The following is a 16494-nucleotide window of genomic DNA, read 5'->3' as shown; positions in this document are numbered from 1 at the left end:
CGGCGGGCCAGGACCACTGCGGCCTGCGTCCTTCCTAGCTGCGGAAGGGGTTCTGCAGGAGCACCGTCTCGCCGCGGTCGGCGCCCACGGAGACGCACACCACGGGCACGCCGCTGACCTCTTCCACGCGGCGCACGTAGCGCTTGGCGGCTTCCGGCAGCTCGTCGAAGGTGCGCACGCCGGCGAGCTTCTCGTCCCAGCCGGGCAGCGACTCGTAGATGGGCTTCACGCGCGCCAGGTCCTCGTAGTCACCGGGCAGCTCCGTGACGCGCTGGCCGTCCAGCTCGTACGCGTTGCAGATGCTGAGCGTCTTGATGCCGCTGAGCACGTCCAGCTTGGTGAGCGCCAGGCCCCACAGGCCGTTGACGCGCACCGCGTAGCGCAGCACCACGCCGTCCAGCCAGCCGCAGCGGCGCGGGCGGCCGGTGGTGGCGCCGAACTCGTCGCCCACCTTGCGCAGCCGGTCTCCCAGCTCGTCGCTCAGCTCCGTGGGGAACGGGCCTCCGCCGACGCGCGTGGTGTACGCCTTGCTGATGCCCATCACCTTGTCGATGGCCGTGGGCCCCAGGCCCGAGCCCACCGCGGCGTTGCCCGCCACGCAGTTGGAGCTGGTGACGAACGGATAGGTGCCGTGGTCCACGTCCAGCAGCGTGCCCTGCGCGCCCTCGAAGAGGATGCGGGCGCCGCGGCGGACCTGCTCGGAGAGGAAGAGGGACACGTCGTGCACGTAGGGGCGCAGCCGCTCGCCCAGGGCGGAGAACTCCGCGTGCACCTGCGGCGTCTCCAGGATCGGCACGTCCACGCCCGCCTTGGCGCAGAGGTCCTTCAGCTCCTCCAGCGCGGCGGGCAGGCGCTCGTCGATGCGGCGGCGCAGGCGCTCCGGGTGGAGCAGGTCGCGCACGCGGATGCCCCGGCGGGCCACCTTGTCCTCGTAGGCCGGGCCAATGCCCCGCCCCGTGGTGCCAATGGCGCTGCCGCCACGGGCCTTCTCGCGGAAGCTGTCCAGCAGCTTGTGCCACGGGAAGATGACGTGGGCGTTGTCGGAGATGAGCAGCTGGGCGTCATCCTTGAGGAAGCCGCGCGGCTTGAGCGCGTCAATCTCCCCGACGAGGACGGCGGGATCCACCACCACCCCGTTGCCAATGACACACGTCTTGCCCGGGTGAAGGATGCCGGACGGGATCAGGTGCAGGACGGTCTTCTGCCCGCCCACCACCAGCGTGTGGCCCGCGTTGTTGCCGCCCTGGAAACGGACGACCACCTGGGCGTGCTCGGTGAGAAGGTCGACGACCTTGCCCTTCCCCTCATCTCCCCACTGCGCTCCGATGACGACGACGTTCGGCATGGTGCCCGCCGCTTAGCACGCGGGAGGGGCCGGGTGACAGTGTTCCGCGAAGCCGCAGTGAAGGGCCTGGCAGGCCGCCTTGTCCCACCCCTGCCATGCCCCCGTGATTTCAGCCTGGGCCAGGGCCCGGACGCCCTCGGCCAGCCGGCGCACCGCCCCGGGGTCGGAGGCTCCGGCCGGGAGGAATTCCGGCTCCGGGGACGCATCCCCCAGGAAGGCCACGCCCACCCGCACGGGCACCCCGTCGCGCACCATCCGCTTCGAGGCCAGGGCCAGCGCCGTCAGCTCGTGGACACACGCGGCCGGGCCCAGGGGATGGCGGGCGCCCGGGCGCAGGAGCACCGCCACGGCCTCTCCGTCCGGTGACTCCCAGAGCAGATCCACCGCGCCCTCCACGCTGGCTGCGTCATCCAGGTCCAGGACGTAGTCCAGGCCCCGGTGGATGGAGGACGCGGGCGCCGCCGCGAGCTGGCGGGCGAACGTCGTGCCCAGGAAGCGCTCCACGGTGGTGAGCACGGCTCCCAGCTCGTCCTCCTCCGGATCCCGGCCCGCGCCGCGCAGCAGGTTCTCCAGGTGCGCGCGCCGCTCGGAGGCCTCCGCGTCCGGCCCGGCGAGCGACAGGTCCACCTCGCGCAACAGCCGCGTGACGAGCTGGTCCGGACGCTCCACGGGCAGCCAGCCGTCGGGCTCGACGAAGAGCGGTGCGGCGTGCGAGGGGGACTCCCATGGCTCGGATCCGGCGGCGAGCCCCAGCCGGTGGCGCTGGTGGTAGCGGCGCGGGCAGGTGAGGAAGTCCTGGAGCGCGCGCACGGAGGCCATCACCGGTGCGTCGGTGAAGAGGGCCGCGGGCGCCGCGTCGGACATCCGCTCCAGCGCGGACTCCAGGCGGATCCGCGCCTGCTCCAGCTGCTCCTCCGAGGGCGGCTCCGGATCCGCGGGCGGCGGCAGCTGCTCCACGTCCACGTCGAGGGCGAGCGCCCGCAGGTCCGGATCCACGTCCAGCCGCCGGTCCATGCGGTGCCACCACGTGTCGGTGCCCGCGCGCTTCTCCTCGCCGCCCGACAGCACGAGCAGGTCCTTGGCGCGCGTGAGGGCCACGTAGAGCAGGCGCAGGTATTCGGCGTCCTCGCGGGCCTTCAGCTCGGCGCGCACGGCCTCGAAGCGCTCGGAGGTGAAGGTGTCCAGCGAGTCCGGCATCCATGGCCGCAGGGCCAGGCCGAAGGAGCGCTCGAAGTACGCGCGCGCGGACGTGGTGCGACGGCGGCCGCCCATCCCGGGCACGATGACCACGGGCCACTCCAGGCCCTTGGCGCGGTGGATGGTGAGCAGCTGCACGGCGCGCGGGTCGCCTTCGTCCAGCAGGTCCGCCTGGGCCTCGTTGGGGTCGGAGTCCGCCAGCTGGCGCAGCTCGCGCGCGAAGGCCACGCAGCCTCCCGTGCCGCGCTCGTCCCTGCGCGCCGCGAGCGACAGCAGCTTCTCCACGTTGGCGCTCGCCTGCTCCGCGTAGGGCGAGCCCGCCAGCGCTTCACGGTAGCCCGTCGCGTCCAGCGCGGACTGCAAGAGGGCATGCACGCCCAGCCGATCCCGCTCGCGCCGCAGCACGGGGATGAGTTCCAGGAAGCGCGTCAGCCGGGACCGCTCGCGCGCGGACATGGCGGCGCGGACCTCTTCGTCCACCAGCCGGGGTGAGCCGAGCGACAGCGGCAGGTCCCCCGCGAGCCGGAACAGCGATGCGTCCGACAGGCCTACCAGGGGCGAGCGCAGCACCGCGGCGAACGCCAGCGCGTCGTCCGCGTCCGCGAGCAGCGCCAGCAACGAGGCGAGGTCGCGCACCTCCTGCGCTCCGTAGAAGCCGCGGCCTCGCAGCACCCGGTGCGGCACGCCGTGGCGGATCAACGCCTGCCGGTACTCCTCCAGGTGCGTGAAGGTCCGGAAGAGCATGGCCACGTCGCCGCCGCGCGCGGGACGCAGGCCCTTCTTGTCCTCCGCCATCACCGCGGGCGGAGCGCCGGGCGCGAGCATCACCCGCAGCCTGCGGGCCACCGCGTCCGCTTCGTATTCGCGCAGCTCCGGTGCGGTGTCGGCCTCCGGCAGGGTCAACCGCTCCACCACGGGCCCGTCCGCCAGGTTCGGGCGCGTGGGCGACAGGTCGTCTGTCTTCGGCTCGTAGACGACCTCGAAGGGGCGCGGCGTCTCCTCCTTCGCCACGAGCAGTCCGGCGAACGCGCGGTTGAAGAAGGTCAGGACGCCCGGCAGCGAGCGGTAGTTGTTCTGGAGGAAGCCGCGCATGCCTCCTTCGTCTTCGATCTTGTCCGCCAGGACCTTGAACACGGACACGTCCGCGCCACGGAACTCGTAGATGGACTGCTTGCGGTCACCCACCGCGCACAGGAACGCGGGCTCCAGGGGCAGCGAGGCCACCAGGTCCGCGCCCGGCGCCAGCTCGCGCGGGCCGCCTTCGCGCTTCTCCGCCAGGAGCAGCACCAGCTCCAGCTGCAGCCGGTTGGTGTCCTGGAACTCGTCCACCAGCAGCGCGCCCAGCCGCTCCTGCGTCTGCTGACGGAACTCCGGATGGTCGCGCAGCAGGTCGCGCGCCTTCACCAGCAGCGAGGTGAAGTCGAACACGTTGCGCCGGGCCAGCTCCGCGTCGTGCCGCTCCTCCACCTGGGTGAGCAGGTCGCGGAAGGTCGCCTCGAAGGGCGCCGTGCGCCACGCGGCATAGGCATCCTCCAGCCGCCGCACGGAGCCGTCGCTCTTGCCCTTCACCTTCCAGAGCAGTTCCTTGAGGCACGCGCCCGCGCCCTTGCGCAGGTTGGCCAGGTTGCGCGGCTCCGACAGCAGCACGTTGCGCAGCGTCGGGAAGTGGGCCGGCTGCATGAACGTGTCCGGCGTCATGCCCTTCAGCGGGGCCTCGCACGCGGACAGCAGCGTGCTCCACTCGCCCTTGGTGTCCTGGGCTCGGGCCTCCAGGCACAGGCGGCGGCAATCCTCGATGAGGGCTTCGAGCTGCGCCTTGTCCGCCACGCCGTCGCCCACGCGCGCGGTGGCGGCCTTGAGGCCCTCCTCCCGCAGCGTGCCGTGGACGTCCATCAGCGCGGCCACGAGCCCGTCGGAGAAGCCGGAGCCCGAGAAGCCCAGCTCCGCGCACAGCTCACGCACGCGCGCGTCGCCGCCCTCCAGCGCGTCCAGGACGACGCGTTCGGTGACGTCCTCCAGCAGGCCCGCGGCCTCCAGCTCGTCCAACACCTCGAAGGCAGGGTCGATGCCCACCGCGGGCGGCGCCCGGCGCAGCAGCTGTCCGCAGAGCGAGTGGAACGTGCCCACCGTCGCGGCGCCCAGCTCCTCGCGCACCTTGCGCCACTGGTCCTGCGTGGGGAACGGGCGCTCCAGCCTCGCGAGCGACGCGCGCAGGTCCTTCTCCGCGTCTTGCGGAACGTCCCCCTGGGCCAGCGCGTCCAGGCGCTCGCGGACGCGCTTGCGCATTTCGGCGGCGGCCTTGTCCGTGAACGTGAGCATGCACAGCCGGGAGGGACGCAGCGGCTCCGCCTGCCGCGCTCCCGCGAACAGGTGCAGCGTCATGGTCACCAGGCTGTACGTCTTGCCCGCGCCGGCGCCGGCCATCAGGGCCAGGTTCTTCTCCAGCGCGAGCATGTGGGGCGCGGTGTCGCTCATCCGCTCCCCTCGTCCGAGATGCGGCGCTCGGTGATGCGGCACACCGCGCGGTAGCCGCACTTGCCGCAGTCATTGGGCCGCGCCGGGAAGTCGCCCTTGCGCAGCTGGCGCACCAGCGACTCCACCGCGTTGGGCAGGTTGAGGCCCGCGGCGTCCGCCACGCGCTGGCGCACCTCCGGGTCGGTGGACAGCAGGTCCTCCAGCTCCGCGGGCGGCATCACCGAGGACAGGTGGATGGCGTCGCCCGTGCGCAGCGAGAACCACGCCGCGTTCTTCGCGCCCACGTGGCCCGCGACGCGCGCGGCGTAGAGGTACAGCGGGAGCTGGAAGTCCGAGCGCAGCAGGTTCTCCTTCAGCGTGCGCTTGTCCAGGCGGCCCGTCTTGTAGTCGATGACGCCCACCTCCCCGCTGGCCGTGTCCAGCCGGTCGATTTGACCCTCGAAGACGATGGCGTCCTCGGCGACCATCAGCTTCACGTCGCTCCAGCGCTTGTCGTCGGCCGCCGGGCCGAAGCGCAGCTCGAAGCCTTCGGGGACCAGTGGATCAAACGGCAGGCCGCGCTTCGGATCCGCGAGGATGCGCCGGGCCATGGCCTGGGCCTTCTCTCCGGCGAGCTTCCACAGCTCGTGGTGGCCCACGTGGTACAGCTCCGCGAAGTGCCGGCTGGCCTTCTTGACCGCCTTCTCCAGCACCTCTTCCGGGATGTCCTCCGGCGCCTGGCCCAGGAGCTTCTTCTCCTTGAGCGCCTGGAACACCTCCTCCATCACGCGGTGCCAGAAGGTGCCCCGGCCCCGGGCGTCGAACTCCTCGTTGGCCACCACGGGTTCGGCGACCTTCAGGCCGTAGGCGATGAAGCCCTGGAAGCCGCAGTTGCCGAACTTCGACAGGGCGCTGGCGGACAGCGGGCGCTCCAGGCCGAAGTGGAACGTCTCGCGCAGCTTCTGCTCCAGCAGGGGGCCCTGCACGCCGCCGGTGAACTCGCCGGGCAGCTCGTCCTCGCGGCCGAAGAAGCGCAGGCGCGCGGCCTCCATGTGGGCCAGCTCGCGCGCGCTGCGGAACCAGTCGTCCGTGCCGAAGCGCTCCTTGAGCACCTGGCCCGCGGGGTCCGGCTCCGTGACGCGCAGGGAGGGGAACGTCAGGCCCGCCAGCGCCTCCAGGGCCACGGTGCGCCGCAGCTCCGGGAGCGTGAGCACTTCGTCCAGCGGCAGCACCGGAGGCAGCGCGCGCGTGGACCACTTGTGGCCGGTGAGCCGGCGCACCTCTTCCAGGAACGCGGACGGCACCTGCTCCTGCCCGCCCGCGGCCTTCACCGCGAACGACAGGCTCAACGTGCCCTCCGCCGCCGCGAGCGCGCTGGCGAAGAGCAGCCGGTCCTCCGTGAGGCGCCAGGGTGCGCGGTCGTCGAACTCGCCGCCGGTGAGGCGGAACACGTCGCGGGTCAGGTGCTGGTTGAGCGCCACGCGCTCCGCGTCTCCGAGCAGCGGCGACGGCGGATCCCTTCCGGGCAGGCGGCCCTCCGTGAGCCCGGCGACGAAGAGGTGGCGGAAGGTGCGTCCCGGCACTTCGGCCAGCTCCAACACCTCCACCGCGCCCGTGGAGGGGCCTCGCGCGGGCAGGTGCACGTCGCGCAGCGCGTCCGCCAGCCAGCGGCCCAGCACGCGCCGGGTGATGCGCGGGCCTCCGCCCACGGCGTGCAGTGAGCGCAGCAGCGCTTCCATCCGCTGACGGAACGCCGCGAGCGCCGCGTCGTCGCGGGCCCTGGCGTCCTCGATGCGCGCGCCCAGGTCTCCGGCTTCGTGAGCCTCCAGGGGCCCCGCGGAGTCCAGGAGGCCCAGCCGCTCCACGACCTTCCACCACGCGGCCACGGACTCCGCGGCGGGGGCTTCCTGGGGGATGTCGCGGCATTCGGCGATGAGCCGCATCACGCGGTCTCGCAGGGCGCGCACGGCCATCACCTTGACCGCGTCCTCCTTGCGCTTGCCGCCCTGCGCGGCCATCCGGCGCGCGAGCCCGTCCAGGCGCACGTCGTAGGCGCCCTTGCCTCGCGTGGCGCCCAGGCGATCGTCGCGCGCGGCGGCGAGCGCGAAGAGGGTCGCGGGCGCGTCCGGCCCTCCGCGCGACAGCGAGGGCACGTAGCGGCTGGAGACGAGCTCCGCGACGCGCTCGGCGGGGAAGCCGTCCTCCATCAGCACCGGCAGCTCCAGGGCCAGCCGCACCGGCCCCGCGAGCGCGAGCGGTTCACCCCAGGGCAGGCGCACCGGCACGCCCAGGTCGCCCAGCGCCTCCGCGAGCCAGCCCGCCTCCGGGCCCAGGTCCCGGTACGCGATGGCGATGTCGCCCGGCGCGCTGCCCGCGTCGATGAGGCGGCGCACGTCGCGGGCCACCACGCGGGCCTCCTCGCGCGCGTTCGTGGCGTTCCACACGGACAGCCCGTCCACCGCGCCCTTCAGCACGTCGCGCGCGGCGCGGGGTGAGAACAGGTGGCGGCCCAGGTCCGTGAAGGGGCGGCCCTCGAAGGTGACGTCGGCCTTGAAGAGGTCCACGTGGGGCATGGTCTCGCCCCGGTTCTCGAAGGCGCGGAACAGCGCCGCGAGCGCCGCGTCCGCCACGGGCGAGCCGCCCACGGGCGTCTCCACGCGCAGCGACACGCGCCGGGCCTCGCACGCGGCGGCGAGCCCCATCAGCAGCTCCAGCTTGGACGGGCGCACGTCGTAGACGCCATGGAGCACCAGCGCCGTCACGCCGTCCCAGCCCGAGGGCCACGCGCCCCGGTCCAGCGCCTCGCGCGCGCCCCGGAGTACGTCCTCGCGGTCCGCGAGCCCCAGCTCCGCGAGGCGCTGTTCGTACAGGTGATAGAGCCGGGCGAGGACACGCGCGCGAGTGCGGCGCTCGGGCGGCAGCACCTCCGCGGCGTCCTGGAGCTCGCGCGGGGTGAGGCGGCCGGCCTTCAGGTCCAGCAGGACATCCGCGGCGGCGCGGGCGAAGGCGGGCTCGCGCACGTAGTCGCCGAACGGGGTGGGGCCCAGGGTAGCGCCCAGGCCTGACACCACGGCGCGGGCCGTCATGGCGGGACAGGGCCGGCGGTTGAGCTCGCGCGCGCCACCCAGCGCGTGGACGAAGTCGCCCCACGTGAGCAGGTGGGTCCCCACGCTGATGCCCCGCGCACGCCGCTCCGCCCGCAGGGCAGCCTGGCGGCGCGCGGCATCGGGGAAGACGTGAAGTGTGCGGCCAGGGCGGGACATGCGGGGCGAGGACTCTAGAACGGCCAGGGGCGCCGTTTTCATGCTCCTTTGTGCCCATTCCCACACCCTGGCCCGTCGTCCGCCCGCCTGCTGCCCTCGGAACCCGGGAAGTCCGAGGACACAAGGCTTCCGCCCGACCCGGGACAGCACCGGTCAGCCCGGGGGCGCCCGGGGTCTGAAAACCTGTCCGACAGTCGGACAGGTTCTGGAATCCTGCGTCAGGCGCCTCGGCAACCTGTCTGACGCGTTGCTGGCCAGGGCAGCCACAGGGTCGGGCTCGGTCCGTGGGTCAGCTCGCGGTGAGGAAGTCCTCCACTTCTTGGGCGAGCCGCGCGGGGGCGGAGACGTGGGCCACGTGGCCTTGTCCTGGCAACCCCCGGAGGGTTGCTCGCGGGAGGACCCGGGTCAGGGCTTGGGCGGGTTCCGCCAGGAGCACCCGCGGACTCTGGTCTCCCAGGACCACCCGGGTGGCGGTGTCCACCGCGCGGAAGCGCTCCACTCCCATCGGGAGCTCCGCCACCGCGCTGATTTCCCGCAGGAAGGTCTCCATCATGCCGAGCTGCTTCGCCCACTGGGGCGTCTGCCGGAAGGCTTCGAGTTGCTCCGCCGTGAGCATCCGGAAGATGTGGTGCTGCGCGGCCACGAGCGCCGCGTCCGGTCCCTCGCGCTTCCAGGTCGTCCGGACCCGTTCCACGGCCTCGCGCGTGATGCGCTGGGAGATGGGAAACGGCGGCTCGTAGAGCACCAGCCGCGCCGGAGGCCTCCGCACCGCTGCCTCCAGCGCGAGGATTCCGCCCAGCGAATGGCCGAACAGCGAGGCGCCAGGCCCGGCCTCCTCCATCAACGCGAGCACGTCCTCCACCTCGCGCTCCAGCGCGTACGCCGCTCCATCCGCGCTGGCTCCTCGCCCGCGCCGCTCCAGCACGAAGTTCGTGAAGCGCGGAGACAGCCGTGACGCCACGTCCCGCCAGTCGTCCCACGTGCTGAGCGTGCCGTGGACCCACACGAGCGCGGGCCCCTGTCCTTGCCGGAAGTACGACAGCGACGTGCCGTCCGCGGAGGTGAACCGATGCTGGGTGAAGGCCACCGGGCTCCCCGTCACAGCCTCGCGCGTTCCCGTGCCGGACGCGGTCGCGCAACCGGCGAGCATCAGCGCGGCTCCCGCTCCCAGCATGTCGCGGCGGGGAATGGGGGATGACCTGTTCGTGGGCTTCAGAGGCGTGGACATGGCGCGTGTTTCCTTTCCCCAGCATTCATGCGGTGGAAAAGGCGTGCGCGAAATGACGCTGTCTGCCATTTCACTCCGGACACCCGCGTCCGGAATCATCAAGCCCCGGAGGAACGCATGGAGAGCCTGTCCGCCATCGGCGTCTTCGCCCGCGTCGCGGAGACCGGGAGCTTCGCCTCCGCCGCCCGCGCGCTGGGCATCACGCCTTCCGCCGCGAGCAAGAGCGTGGCCCGCCTGGAGGAGCGCCTGGGCACCCGCCTCTTCCAGCGCACCACGCGGCGCATGCACCTCACCGAACAGGGCGCCCGCTTCCACGAGCGCTGCGTGCGCGCCCTCACCGAACTTCGCGACGCGGAGTCGGAGCTCGCCCACGCCGTTCGCACTCCCAGGGGCCGCGTGCGCGTCTCCGTCCCGGAGATGCTCGCGCTGCGCCTCATCATCCCCAACCTCCAGCGCTTCCGCCGCGAGTACCCGCACCTGGAGCTGGACCTGGACGTCAACGACCACGTGGCCGACATCGTGGGGGACGGACTGGACGCGGCCGTGCGCTGCGGGGAGCTCACCGGCTCGCGCCTCATGCGCCGCCGCCTGGGCCCCAAGCGCTTCATCCTCTGCGCGTCGCCCGCGTACCTCCAGGCGCATGGCACGCCGCGCTCGCTCGACGCGCTCCAGGAGCACGACTGCATCCGCTACCGCTTCGTGTCCACCGGCCGCGTGGAGTCCTGGGCCCTGCGCCAGCCCCCGGGCGCCCCCGCCCCGCGCATCCCGGAGACCTTCGTCTTCAACAACAGCGAGGCCGTCACCCACGCGGCCCGGGCGGGCTTCGGCATCGCCCAGTTCGTGGAGCTGATGATCCGCCCGGAGCTGGAGGCCGGCACGCTGCGCCCCTTCCTGCGCGAACACTCCCTGGAGCGTGGCGCGCTCTGGCTCGTCTGGCCCCAGGCCCGGCGCACCCCGCCCAAGGTGAAGGCCCTGGGCGACTTCCTGGCGCGGCTCGTCGAGGAGGACGAGGCCGGGGCGCGCTGAAAACCCACGCAACCGGGATTGTGGGAAAGGGGCGGAGCGCCTTTATGCTCCGCCGCCCCATGCTTGCCTCCTACCGGACCCTGGCCACCTTCTGCCTGCTGCTGCTGGCGCCGCTGTCTCCCGCCGCCGCGCAGGAGCCCTCCGATGCGCCGCGCGCGCTGCGCTTCAACTGGACCCGCGACGGCATCATCACCGGCACCGCGGGCGTGCTGTGGATCTCCAGCGAGTCCGTCTTCAAGGACAACCTGGCCCCGGCGCAGTGCCGCTGGTGCGACCGCGCGCCGGACGGCACGGACCGGCTCAACCGGTTGGATCGCTGGGGGCGGGGCCTCGCGGGCAGCACGGAGGCCTCCCGCAAGCGCGCGGACACCTGGAGCAACATCCTCGGGTTCGCGGGGGTGCCGCTGGGCATCCTGGGCACCCAGTACGCCGTGGGCCGCAGCAGCGGTGCCTCCACGGAGTTCTTCGCCCAGGACGCCGCCATCATGGTGCAGAGCGCCGTGCTCGCCTCCGTGGCCAACCAGGCCGTGAAGTTCGCCGTGGGCCGCGAGCGCCCCTTCGTCCACGTCCTCCCGGAAGAGGAGAAGGGCCTCACCGCGCACCCCACTGACAACAACCTGTCGTTCTACAGCGGCCACACCAACCTGGCCTTCTCCCTGGCCGTGTCCGCCGGCACCGTGGCCTCGTTGCGCGGCTACAAGCACCAGGCCGTCATCTGGGGCGTGGGCCTGCCGCTCGCCGCGTCCGTGGGCCTCCTGCGCATGGGCGCGGACAAGCACTACCTCTCCGACGTGCTCACCGGCGCCGTGATGGGCGCCGCGTTCGGCGTCGCCGTGCCCCTGCTCCTGCACAGCCGCGTGGACGACGAAGCCCCCTCCCCCGCGCGGCCGTCCTCGGTGTCACTCAACCCGATGGTCGGGACCCAGATGGTGGGCCTGTCCGGCGCCTTCTAGCCACAAGCAGCCAGGCGCCACCGCCCGGCGCGCACAAGCCGACACTTCGTCGCGCCGGGCTCCCGGACGCACCCGGATGACATGGTAGTCCCTCCGTTCATCTTCGTCGGACGGGTCCTTCCGTGCGCTCCACCTTGATGGTCTACCTTCCGTGCGCCCCCTGGAGGTGCCCGTGAGCGCGCCTCACGGGAAGGACGCCCCGCGCGTCGAGCGCTTCGGGCCCGCGCTGCCCCCCTCCACGTTCACGGGCTTCACCCTGGCGGCGCTGGCGGTGCTCGCCATCGCGCTGCTCTCCTACCGCACCCTCAAGACGCGCGCGTCCACGGGCGAGCTGGTGACGCACACGCTCACCGTCGTGGCGGAACTGGAGGAGGTGCTGTCCACCGTGAAGGACGCGGAGACGGGCCAGCGCGGCTTCCTGCTCACGGGCGCGGAGAGCTACCTCAGCCCCTACACCCTCGCGAAGAAGACGCTGCCGGCGAAGCTGAAGGAGCTTCGCGGGCTCGTCTCCGACAGCGCCGTGCAGCAGCAGCGGCTGGACCGGCTGGAGGCCGCCGTCACGGAGAAGCTGGCGGAGCTGCAGGAGACCGTGGACCTGCAGCTGCGGGGCGACAGCCGGCACGCCATCGCCGTGGTGAAGGAGGACCGCGGCTTCGCCTCCATGAGCACCATCCGCGCCGCCGTGGAGGAGATGGAGCTGGAGGAGCGCAGGCTGCTCACCCTGCGCTACGGGCAGTTCCAGGAGTCCGCCAACCTGTCCCTCGCCGTCACCCTGAGCGGATCCCTCCTGCTCTTCGCGCTCCTGGGCATCGCCGCGTACACCGCCGCGCGCGACTTCCGCGCCCGCGCCATCGAGTCGTGGCTCCAGGCCGGACAGGCCGCGCTCGCCACGCGCATGCAGGGCGAGCAGCGCCTGGACCGGCTGGGCGACAACATCCTGCGCGTGCTCGCCCAGACGATGGACGCCCAGGTGGGGGCGCTCTACGCCGCGGACGGGACGAACCGCCTCCGCCGCGTCGCGGGCCATGCGCTGCCCAAGGACCTGGCCACGCGCGACGACACGCTGGTCCCCGGCGAAGGACTGGCCGGACAGGCCCTCAAGGACGGCCGCGTCCTCCACCTGCGCGACGTGCCCGAAGATTACCTGCCCATCGCGTCCGGCCTGGCACGCGGCCGCCCCCGGCACCTGCTCATCGCGCCCGCCCAGGTGGACGGCCAGGCCCACGCGGTGGTGGAGCTGGGCTTCCTGCACCCGGTGCAGCCTTCGGACCTGGAGCTGCTCCAGCGCGTGTCCGAGGCCATTGGCGTCGCGGTGCGCGGCTCGCTCGACCGCACCCGCCTGGAAGCGCTGCTGGAGGAGACCCAGCGCCAGCAGGAGGAGCTGCGCGCCTCCAACGAGGAGGTTGAGGAGCAGAGCCGCGTCCTCAAGGAGTCCCAGGCGCGGCTCTTGAACCAGCAGGCGGAGCTGGAGCAGACCAACGCCCAGCTGGAGCAGCAGGCGCGCCTCCTGGAGAACCAGCGCGACGCGCTGGCCGTGGCCAAGGTCACCCTCACGGACAAGGCCGCGGAGCTGGAGCGCACCAACCGCTACAAGAGCGAGTTCCTGGCCAACATGAGCCACGAGCTGCGCACGCCGCTCAACAGCTCGCTCATCCTCGCGAAGCTGCTGGCGGACAACAAGGACGGCAACCTCACCCCGGAGCAGGTGAAGTTCGCGCAGACCATCGGGTCCGCGGGCAATGAGCTGCTCGCCCTCATCAACGACATCCTGGACCTGTCGCGCATCGAAGCGGGCAAGGTGGAGGTGCAGCGGGAGACCGTGAGCCTCCCGCGCTTCGTGGAGAACCTGACGCGCACCTTCCAGCCCGTGGCCGGACAGAAGGGCCTGCGCTTCACCACCACCGTCGCGCCGGACGTGCCCTTGACGCTGGAGACGGATCCCCGGCGGCTGGGACAGGTGCTCAAGAACCTGCTCGCCAACGCGTTCAAGTTCACGGAAGCCGGCGAGGTGGCGCTCACCGTCGCCACGGAAGGCCCGGGGCGCCTGGTGTTCCGCGTGCGCGACTCCGGCATCGGCATCCCGAGCGAGCTGCAGGGGCCCATCTTCGAGGCCTTCCGCCAGGCCGACGGCAGCACCCACCGCAAGTACGGCGGCACCGGCCTGGGCCTGTCCATCTCCCGGGACCTGGCGCGGCTGATGGGCGGCGACGTCACCGTCAGCAGCGCGCCGGGCGAGGGCAGCACCTTCACCGTCACCCTCCCCCTGCGCCCCGGGACGCCGGTGCCGGCGGTCCGCGAAAAGGCCCCCGTCCCCGCCCCGCCGCCCGGCCTGGAGGACGACCGCGAGCGCATCACCGCCGGCTCGCGCGTGCTGCTGGTGGTGGAGGACGACGCGCGCTTCGCCCTCATCCTGCGCGACCTGGCGCGGGAGCTGGGCTTCCAGTGCATCCTCGCCACCACCGCCACGGATGGCCTGGAGGCCGCGGCCGGCCACGCGCCGCACGCCATCCTCCTGGACATGAACCTGCCGGACCACTCCGGCCTCACGGTGCTGGATCAGCTCAAGCGCAACCCGCGCACGCGCCACATCCCCGTGCACGTGCTGTCCGCGTCGGACCGGACGCGGGAGGCGCTGGAATTGGGCGCGGTGGGCGTCGCGCTCAAGCCCGTGCAGCGCGAACAGCTGCTGGACGTCTTCCGCACGCTGGAGACGAAGTCCGCGCCGGGCTCCCGCCGGGTGCTGGTGCTGGAGGACGACGCCCGCCAGCGCGACAGCCTCCAGAAGCTGCTGGAGACCGAAGGCGTGGAGGTGGAGTGCGTGGCCACCGCGCACGCCGCGCTCCAGCGGCTGCGCGAGCACACGTTCGACTGCATGGTGATGGACCTGCACCTGCCGGACCTCAGCGGCCACGAGCTGCTGGAGAGGATGGCCGCCGAGGAGGCCGTGTCCTTCCCGCCCGTCATCGTCTACACGGGCCACACGCTCAGCCGCGACGAGGAGCAGCGCCTGCGCCGCTTCTCCCGCTCCATCATCATCAAGGGCGTGCGCTCACCGGAGCGGCTGCTGGATGAGGTGACGCTGTTCCTGCACCAGGTGGAGTCGCGCCTGCCGCCGGAGCACCAGCGCATGCTCCAGGCCGCGCGCGACCGCGAGTCCACGCTGGAGGGCCGCCGCATCCTCGTGGTGGAGGACGACGTGCGGAACATCTTCGCGCTCTCCCGCGTGCTGGAGCCCCGGGGCGCGAAGGTCGAAATCGCCCGCAACGGCAAGGAGGCCCTGGCCCTGCTGACGAAGAGCCTGGCCCAGCCCCAGCTCGCCGTGGACCTGGTGCTGATGGACGTGATGATGCCGGAGATGGACGGCCTCACCGCCACGCGCGAGATCCGCAAGCACGAGGCACTGCGCAAGCTGCCCATCATCGCGCTCACCGCGAAGGCCATGCGCGACGACCAGGAGAAGTGCCTCCAGGCCGGCGCCAACGACTACATCGCCAAACCGCTGGACGTGGAGAAGCTGCTGTCGCTCCTGCGCGTCTGGATGCCCAAGGGGTGAGGCCTTCCGATGCTCGACGTGGCGACGAAGGAGTTCGACATCGAGCTGCGGCTGCTGCTCGAGGCGCTCTATCTGAAGTACCACTACGACTTCCGCGGCTACGCGCTGTCGTCGCTCACGCGCCGGCTGGCCCAGGCCGCGGACCACTTCGGCTGCGCCACGCTGTCCCAGCTCCAGGACCGGGTGCTGCACGAGCCCACGCTGTTCCCCGTACTGCTGGACTACCTCACGGTGCAGGTGAGCGAGCTGTTCCGCGACCCGTCCTACTTCCGCGGCCTGCGCGAGCACGTGGTGCCCGTCCTGCACACCTATCCGTCGCTCAAGGTGTGGGTGGCCGGGTGCAGCACCGGGGAGGAGGCCTGGTCGCTGGCCATCCTCCTGCGGGAGGAGGGTCTGCTGGAGCGCACGCTCATCTACGCCACGGACATCAACCCCACCGCGCTCCAGAGCGCGGAGGCGGGCGTGTACGCGGTGGACCGCGTCGCGTCCTTCACCCAGAACCACCAGCTGTCCGGCGCGCGCACGTCGCTGTCGGACTACTACACGGCCGCGTACGGCGGCGCGGTGTTCGACCGCTCACTCAAGAGCCACATCGTCTTCTCCGACCACAGCCTGGCCACCGACAGCGTCTTCGCGGAGGTGCAGCTCTTGTCGTGCCGCAACGTGCTCATCTACTTCAACCGCGACCTGCAGGAGCGCGCGCTGGGCCTGTTCGCGGAGTCGCTCTGTCACAAGGGGTTCCTGGGCCTGGGGGCGCGCGAGTCGCTGCGCTTCTCCTCGCACGAGGCGTCCTTCACCCCTGTCGTCCCCGAGGACCGGCTCTACCAGAAACGCTAGAGGACCCGCCGCCCATGCCCACTCCACACCGCCCCTCCGCACCGCCCGCTGGCCGCGTCGACGCCATCGTCCTCGGCACGTCGGCGGGAGGCGTGGAAGCCCTGACGCACCTGCTGCCCACACTGCCCCATGACTTCCGGCCCGCGCTGCTCATCGTCGTGCACCTGCCCCGCCACCTCCCCAGCCTGCTGGTGGAGGTGTTCTCCGTCCGGTGCCGGCTTCCGGTGCACGAGGCCGCCGACAAGCAGCCCATCCAGCCTGGGACGGTCTACTTCGCGCCCCCGAACCACCACCTGCTCGTGGACCGGGACGCGCGGGGGCCGTCGCTCGCGCTGTCCGCGGACGCCCCCGTCCACTTCTCACGCCCCGCCATCGACGTGCTCTTCGAGTCCGCCGCGGCCGGCTATGGCAAGCGCCTGGGTGGCGTCATCCTGACGGGTGCCAACGCGGACGGGGCCCTGGGGCTCCAGGCAGTGAAGCGCCGGGGAGGCGTCACGCTGGTGCAGGAGCCTTCCACCGCGCGTGCGCCCACCATGCCCCAGGCGGCGCTCGCGGCCGGCGAGGTGGATTTCGTGCTGCCTCTTGAACAGATGCCCGCCGTCCTGCGGGCATGGGGAGATGGCGGTGCTATCTGACCT

At 72.3% G+C, this 16494-nt stretch carries 9 protein-coding genes; 5 read left to right on the top strand and 4 right to left on the bottom strand.

Going from position 1 to position 16494, the window contains the following annotated elements; translation table 11 throughout:
* Window positions 1–34 precede the first annotated feature (34 nt).
* The 4 genes from D7X96_RS00955 to D7X96_RS00940 form a co-directional block, all read right to left on the bottom strand.
* Window positions 35–1345 (bottom strand): adenylosuccinate synthase, encoded by a 1311-nt coding sequence (locus tag D7X96_RS00955; protein ID WP_120546803.1) that lies wholly within the window; start codon window positions 1343–1345, stop codon window positions 35–37.
* 12 nt (window positions 1346–1357) lie between these two features.
* Window positions 1358–5017 (bottom strand): UvrD-helicase domain-containing protein, encoded by a 3660-nt coding sequence (locus D7X96_RS00950; protein WP_121768751.1) that lies wholly within the window; start codon window positions 5015–5017, stop codon window positions 1358–1360.
* Complete coding sequence (locus D7X96_RS00945; protein WP_120546805.1) at window positions 5014–8259, bottom strand: PD-(D/E)XK nuclease family protein; 3246 nt, start codon at window positions 8257–8259, stop codon at window positions 5014–5016. Before D7X96_RS00945 ends, D7X96_RS00950 begins: the two co-directional genes overlap by 4 nt.
* A 289-nt stretch (window positions 8260–8548) precedes the next feature.
* Complete coding sequence (locus D7X96_RS00940; RefSeq protein WP_158626529.1) at window positions 8549–9487, bottom strand: alpha/beta fold hydrolase; 939 nt, start codon at window positions 9485–9487, stop codon at window positions 8549–8551.
* A gap of 117 nt (window positions 9488–9604) precedes the next feature.
* Here D7X96_RS00940 and D7X96_RS00935 point away from each other — a divergent pair, with 117 nt between their 5' ends.
* From D7X96_RS00935 to D7X96_RS00915, 5 genes are all read left to right on the top strand, one after another.
* Window positions 9605–10513, top strand: a complete 909-nt coding sequence (locus D7X96_RS00935) for a LysR family transcriptional regulator (protein ID WP_158616141.1) — start codon at window positions 9605–9607, stop codon at window positions 10511–10513.
* Window positions 10514–10572: 59 nt separating this feature from the next.
* Window positions 10573–11466, top strand: a complete 894-nt coding sequence (locus tag D7X96_RS00930; protein ID WP_120546817.1) for a phosphatase PAP2 family protein — start codon at window positions 10573–10575, stop codon at window positions 11464–11466.
* Window positions 11467–11638: 172 nt separating this feature from the next.
* The gene (locus D7X96_RS00925; RefSeq protein WP_121768791.1) at window positions 11639–15019 is read left to right on the top strand and encodes a response regulator; all 3381 of its coding nucleotides are present in this window, start codon (window positions 11639–11641) and stop codon (window positions 15017–15019) included.
* Between the two features lie 9 nt (window positions 15020–15028).
* Window positions 15029–15856 (top strand): CheR family methyltransferase, encoded by an 828-nt coding sequence (locus D7X96_RS00920; protein WP_120550918.1) that lies wholly within the window; start codon window positions 15029–15031, stop codon window positions 15854–15856.
* A gap of 14 nt (window positions 15857–15870) precedes the next feature.
* Window positions 15871–16491: a chemotaxis protein CheB gene (locus tag D7X96_RS00915; protein WP_121768750.1), complete on the top strand. Its 621-nt coding sequence runs from the start codon at window positions 15871–15873 to the stop codon at window positions 16489–16491.
* The last annotated feature ends 3 nt before the right edge of the window (window positions 16492–16494 follow it).

Origin of the sequence: Corallococcus interemptor, from assembly GCF_003668875.1 — a bacterium.
Taxonomy (GTDB): Bacteria; Myxococcota; Myxococcia; order Myxococcales; family Myxococcaceae; genus Corallococcus; species Corallococcus interemptor.
This window is presented reverse-complemented; position numbering and strand designations above follow the sequence as displayed.

Bases quoted from the DNA above. Each gene is read 5' to 3' on its own strand.
- D7X96_RS00950 (WP_121768751.1), bottom strand. From the start codon at position 5,017: ATGAGCGACACCGCGCCCCACATGCTCGCGCTGGAGAAGAACCTGGCC.
- D7X96_RS00930 (WP_120546817.1), top strand. From the start codon at position 10,573: ATGCTTGCCTCCTACCGGACCCTGGCCACCTTCTGCCTGCTGCTGCTG.
- D7X96_RS00915 (WP_121768750.1), top strand. From the start codon at position 15,871: ATGCCCACTCCACACCGCCCCTCCGCACCGCCCGCTGGCCGCGTCGAC.
- D7X96_RS00935 (WP_158616141.1), top strand. From the start codon at position 9,605: ATGGAGAGCCTGTCCGCCATCGGCGTCTTCGCCCGCGTCGCGGAGACC.
- D7X96_RS00945 (WP_120546805.1), bottom strand. From the start codon at position 8,259: ATGTCCCGCCCTGGCCGCACACTTCACGTCTTCCCCGATGCCGCGCGC.
- D7X96_RS00940 (WP_158626529.1), bottom strand. From the start codon at position 9,487: ATGTCCACGCCTCTGAAGCCCACGAACAGGTCATCCCCCATTCCCCGC.
- D7X96_RS00920 (WP_120550918.1), top strand. From the start codon at position 15,029: ATGCTCGACGTGGCGACGAAGGAGTTCGACATCGAGCTGCGGCTGCTG.
- D7X96_RS00955 (WP_120546803.1), bottom strand. From the start codon at position 1,345: ATGCCGAACGTCGTCGTCATCGGAGCGCAGTGGGGAGATGAGGGGAAG.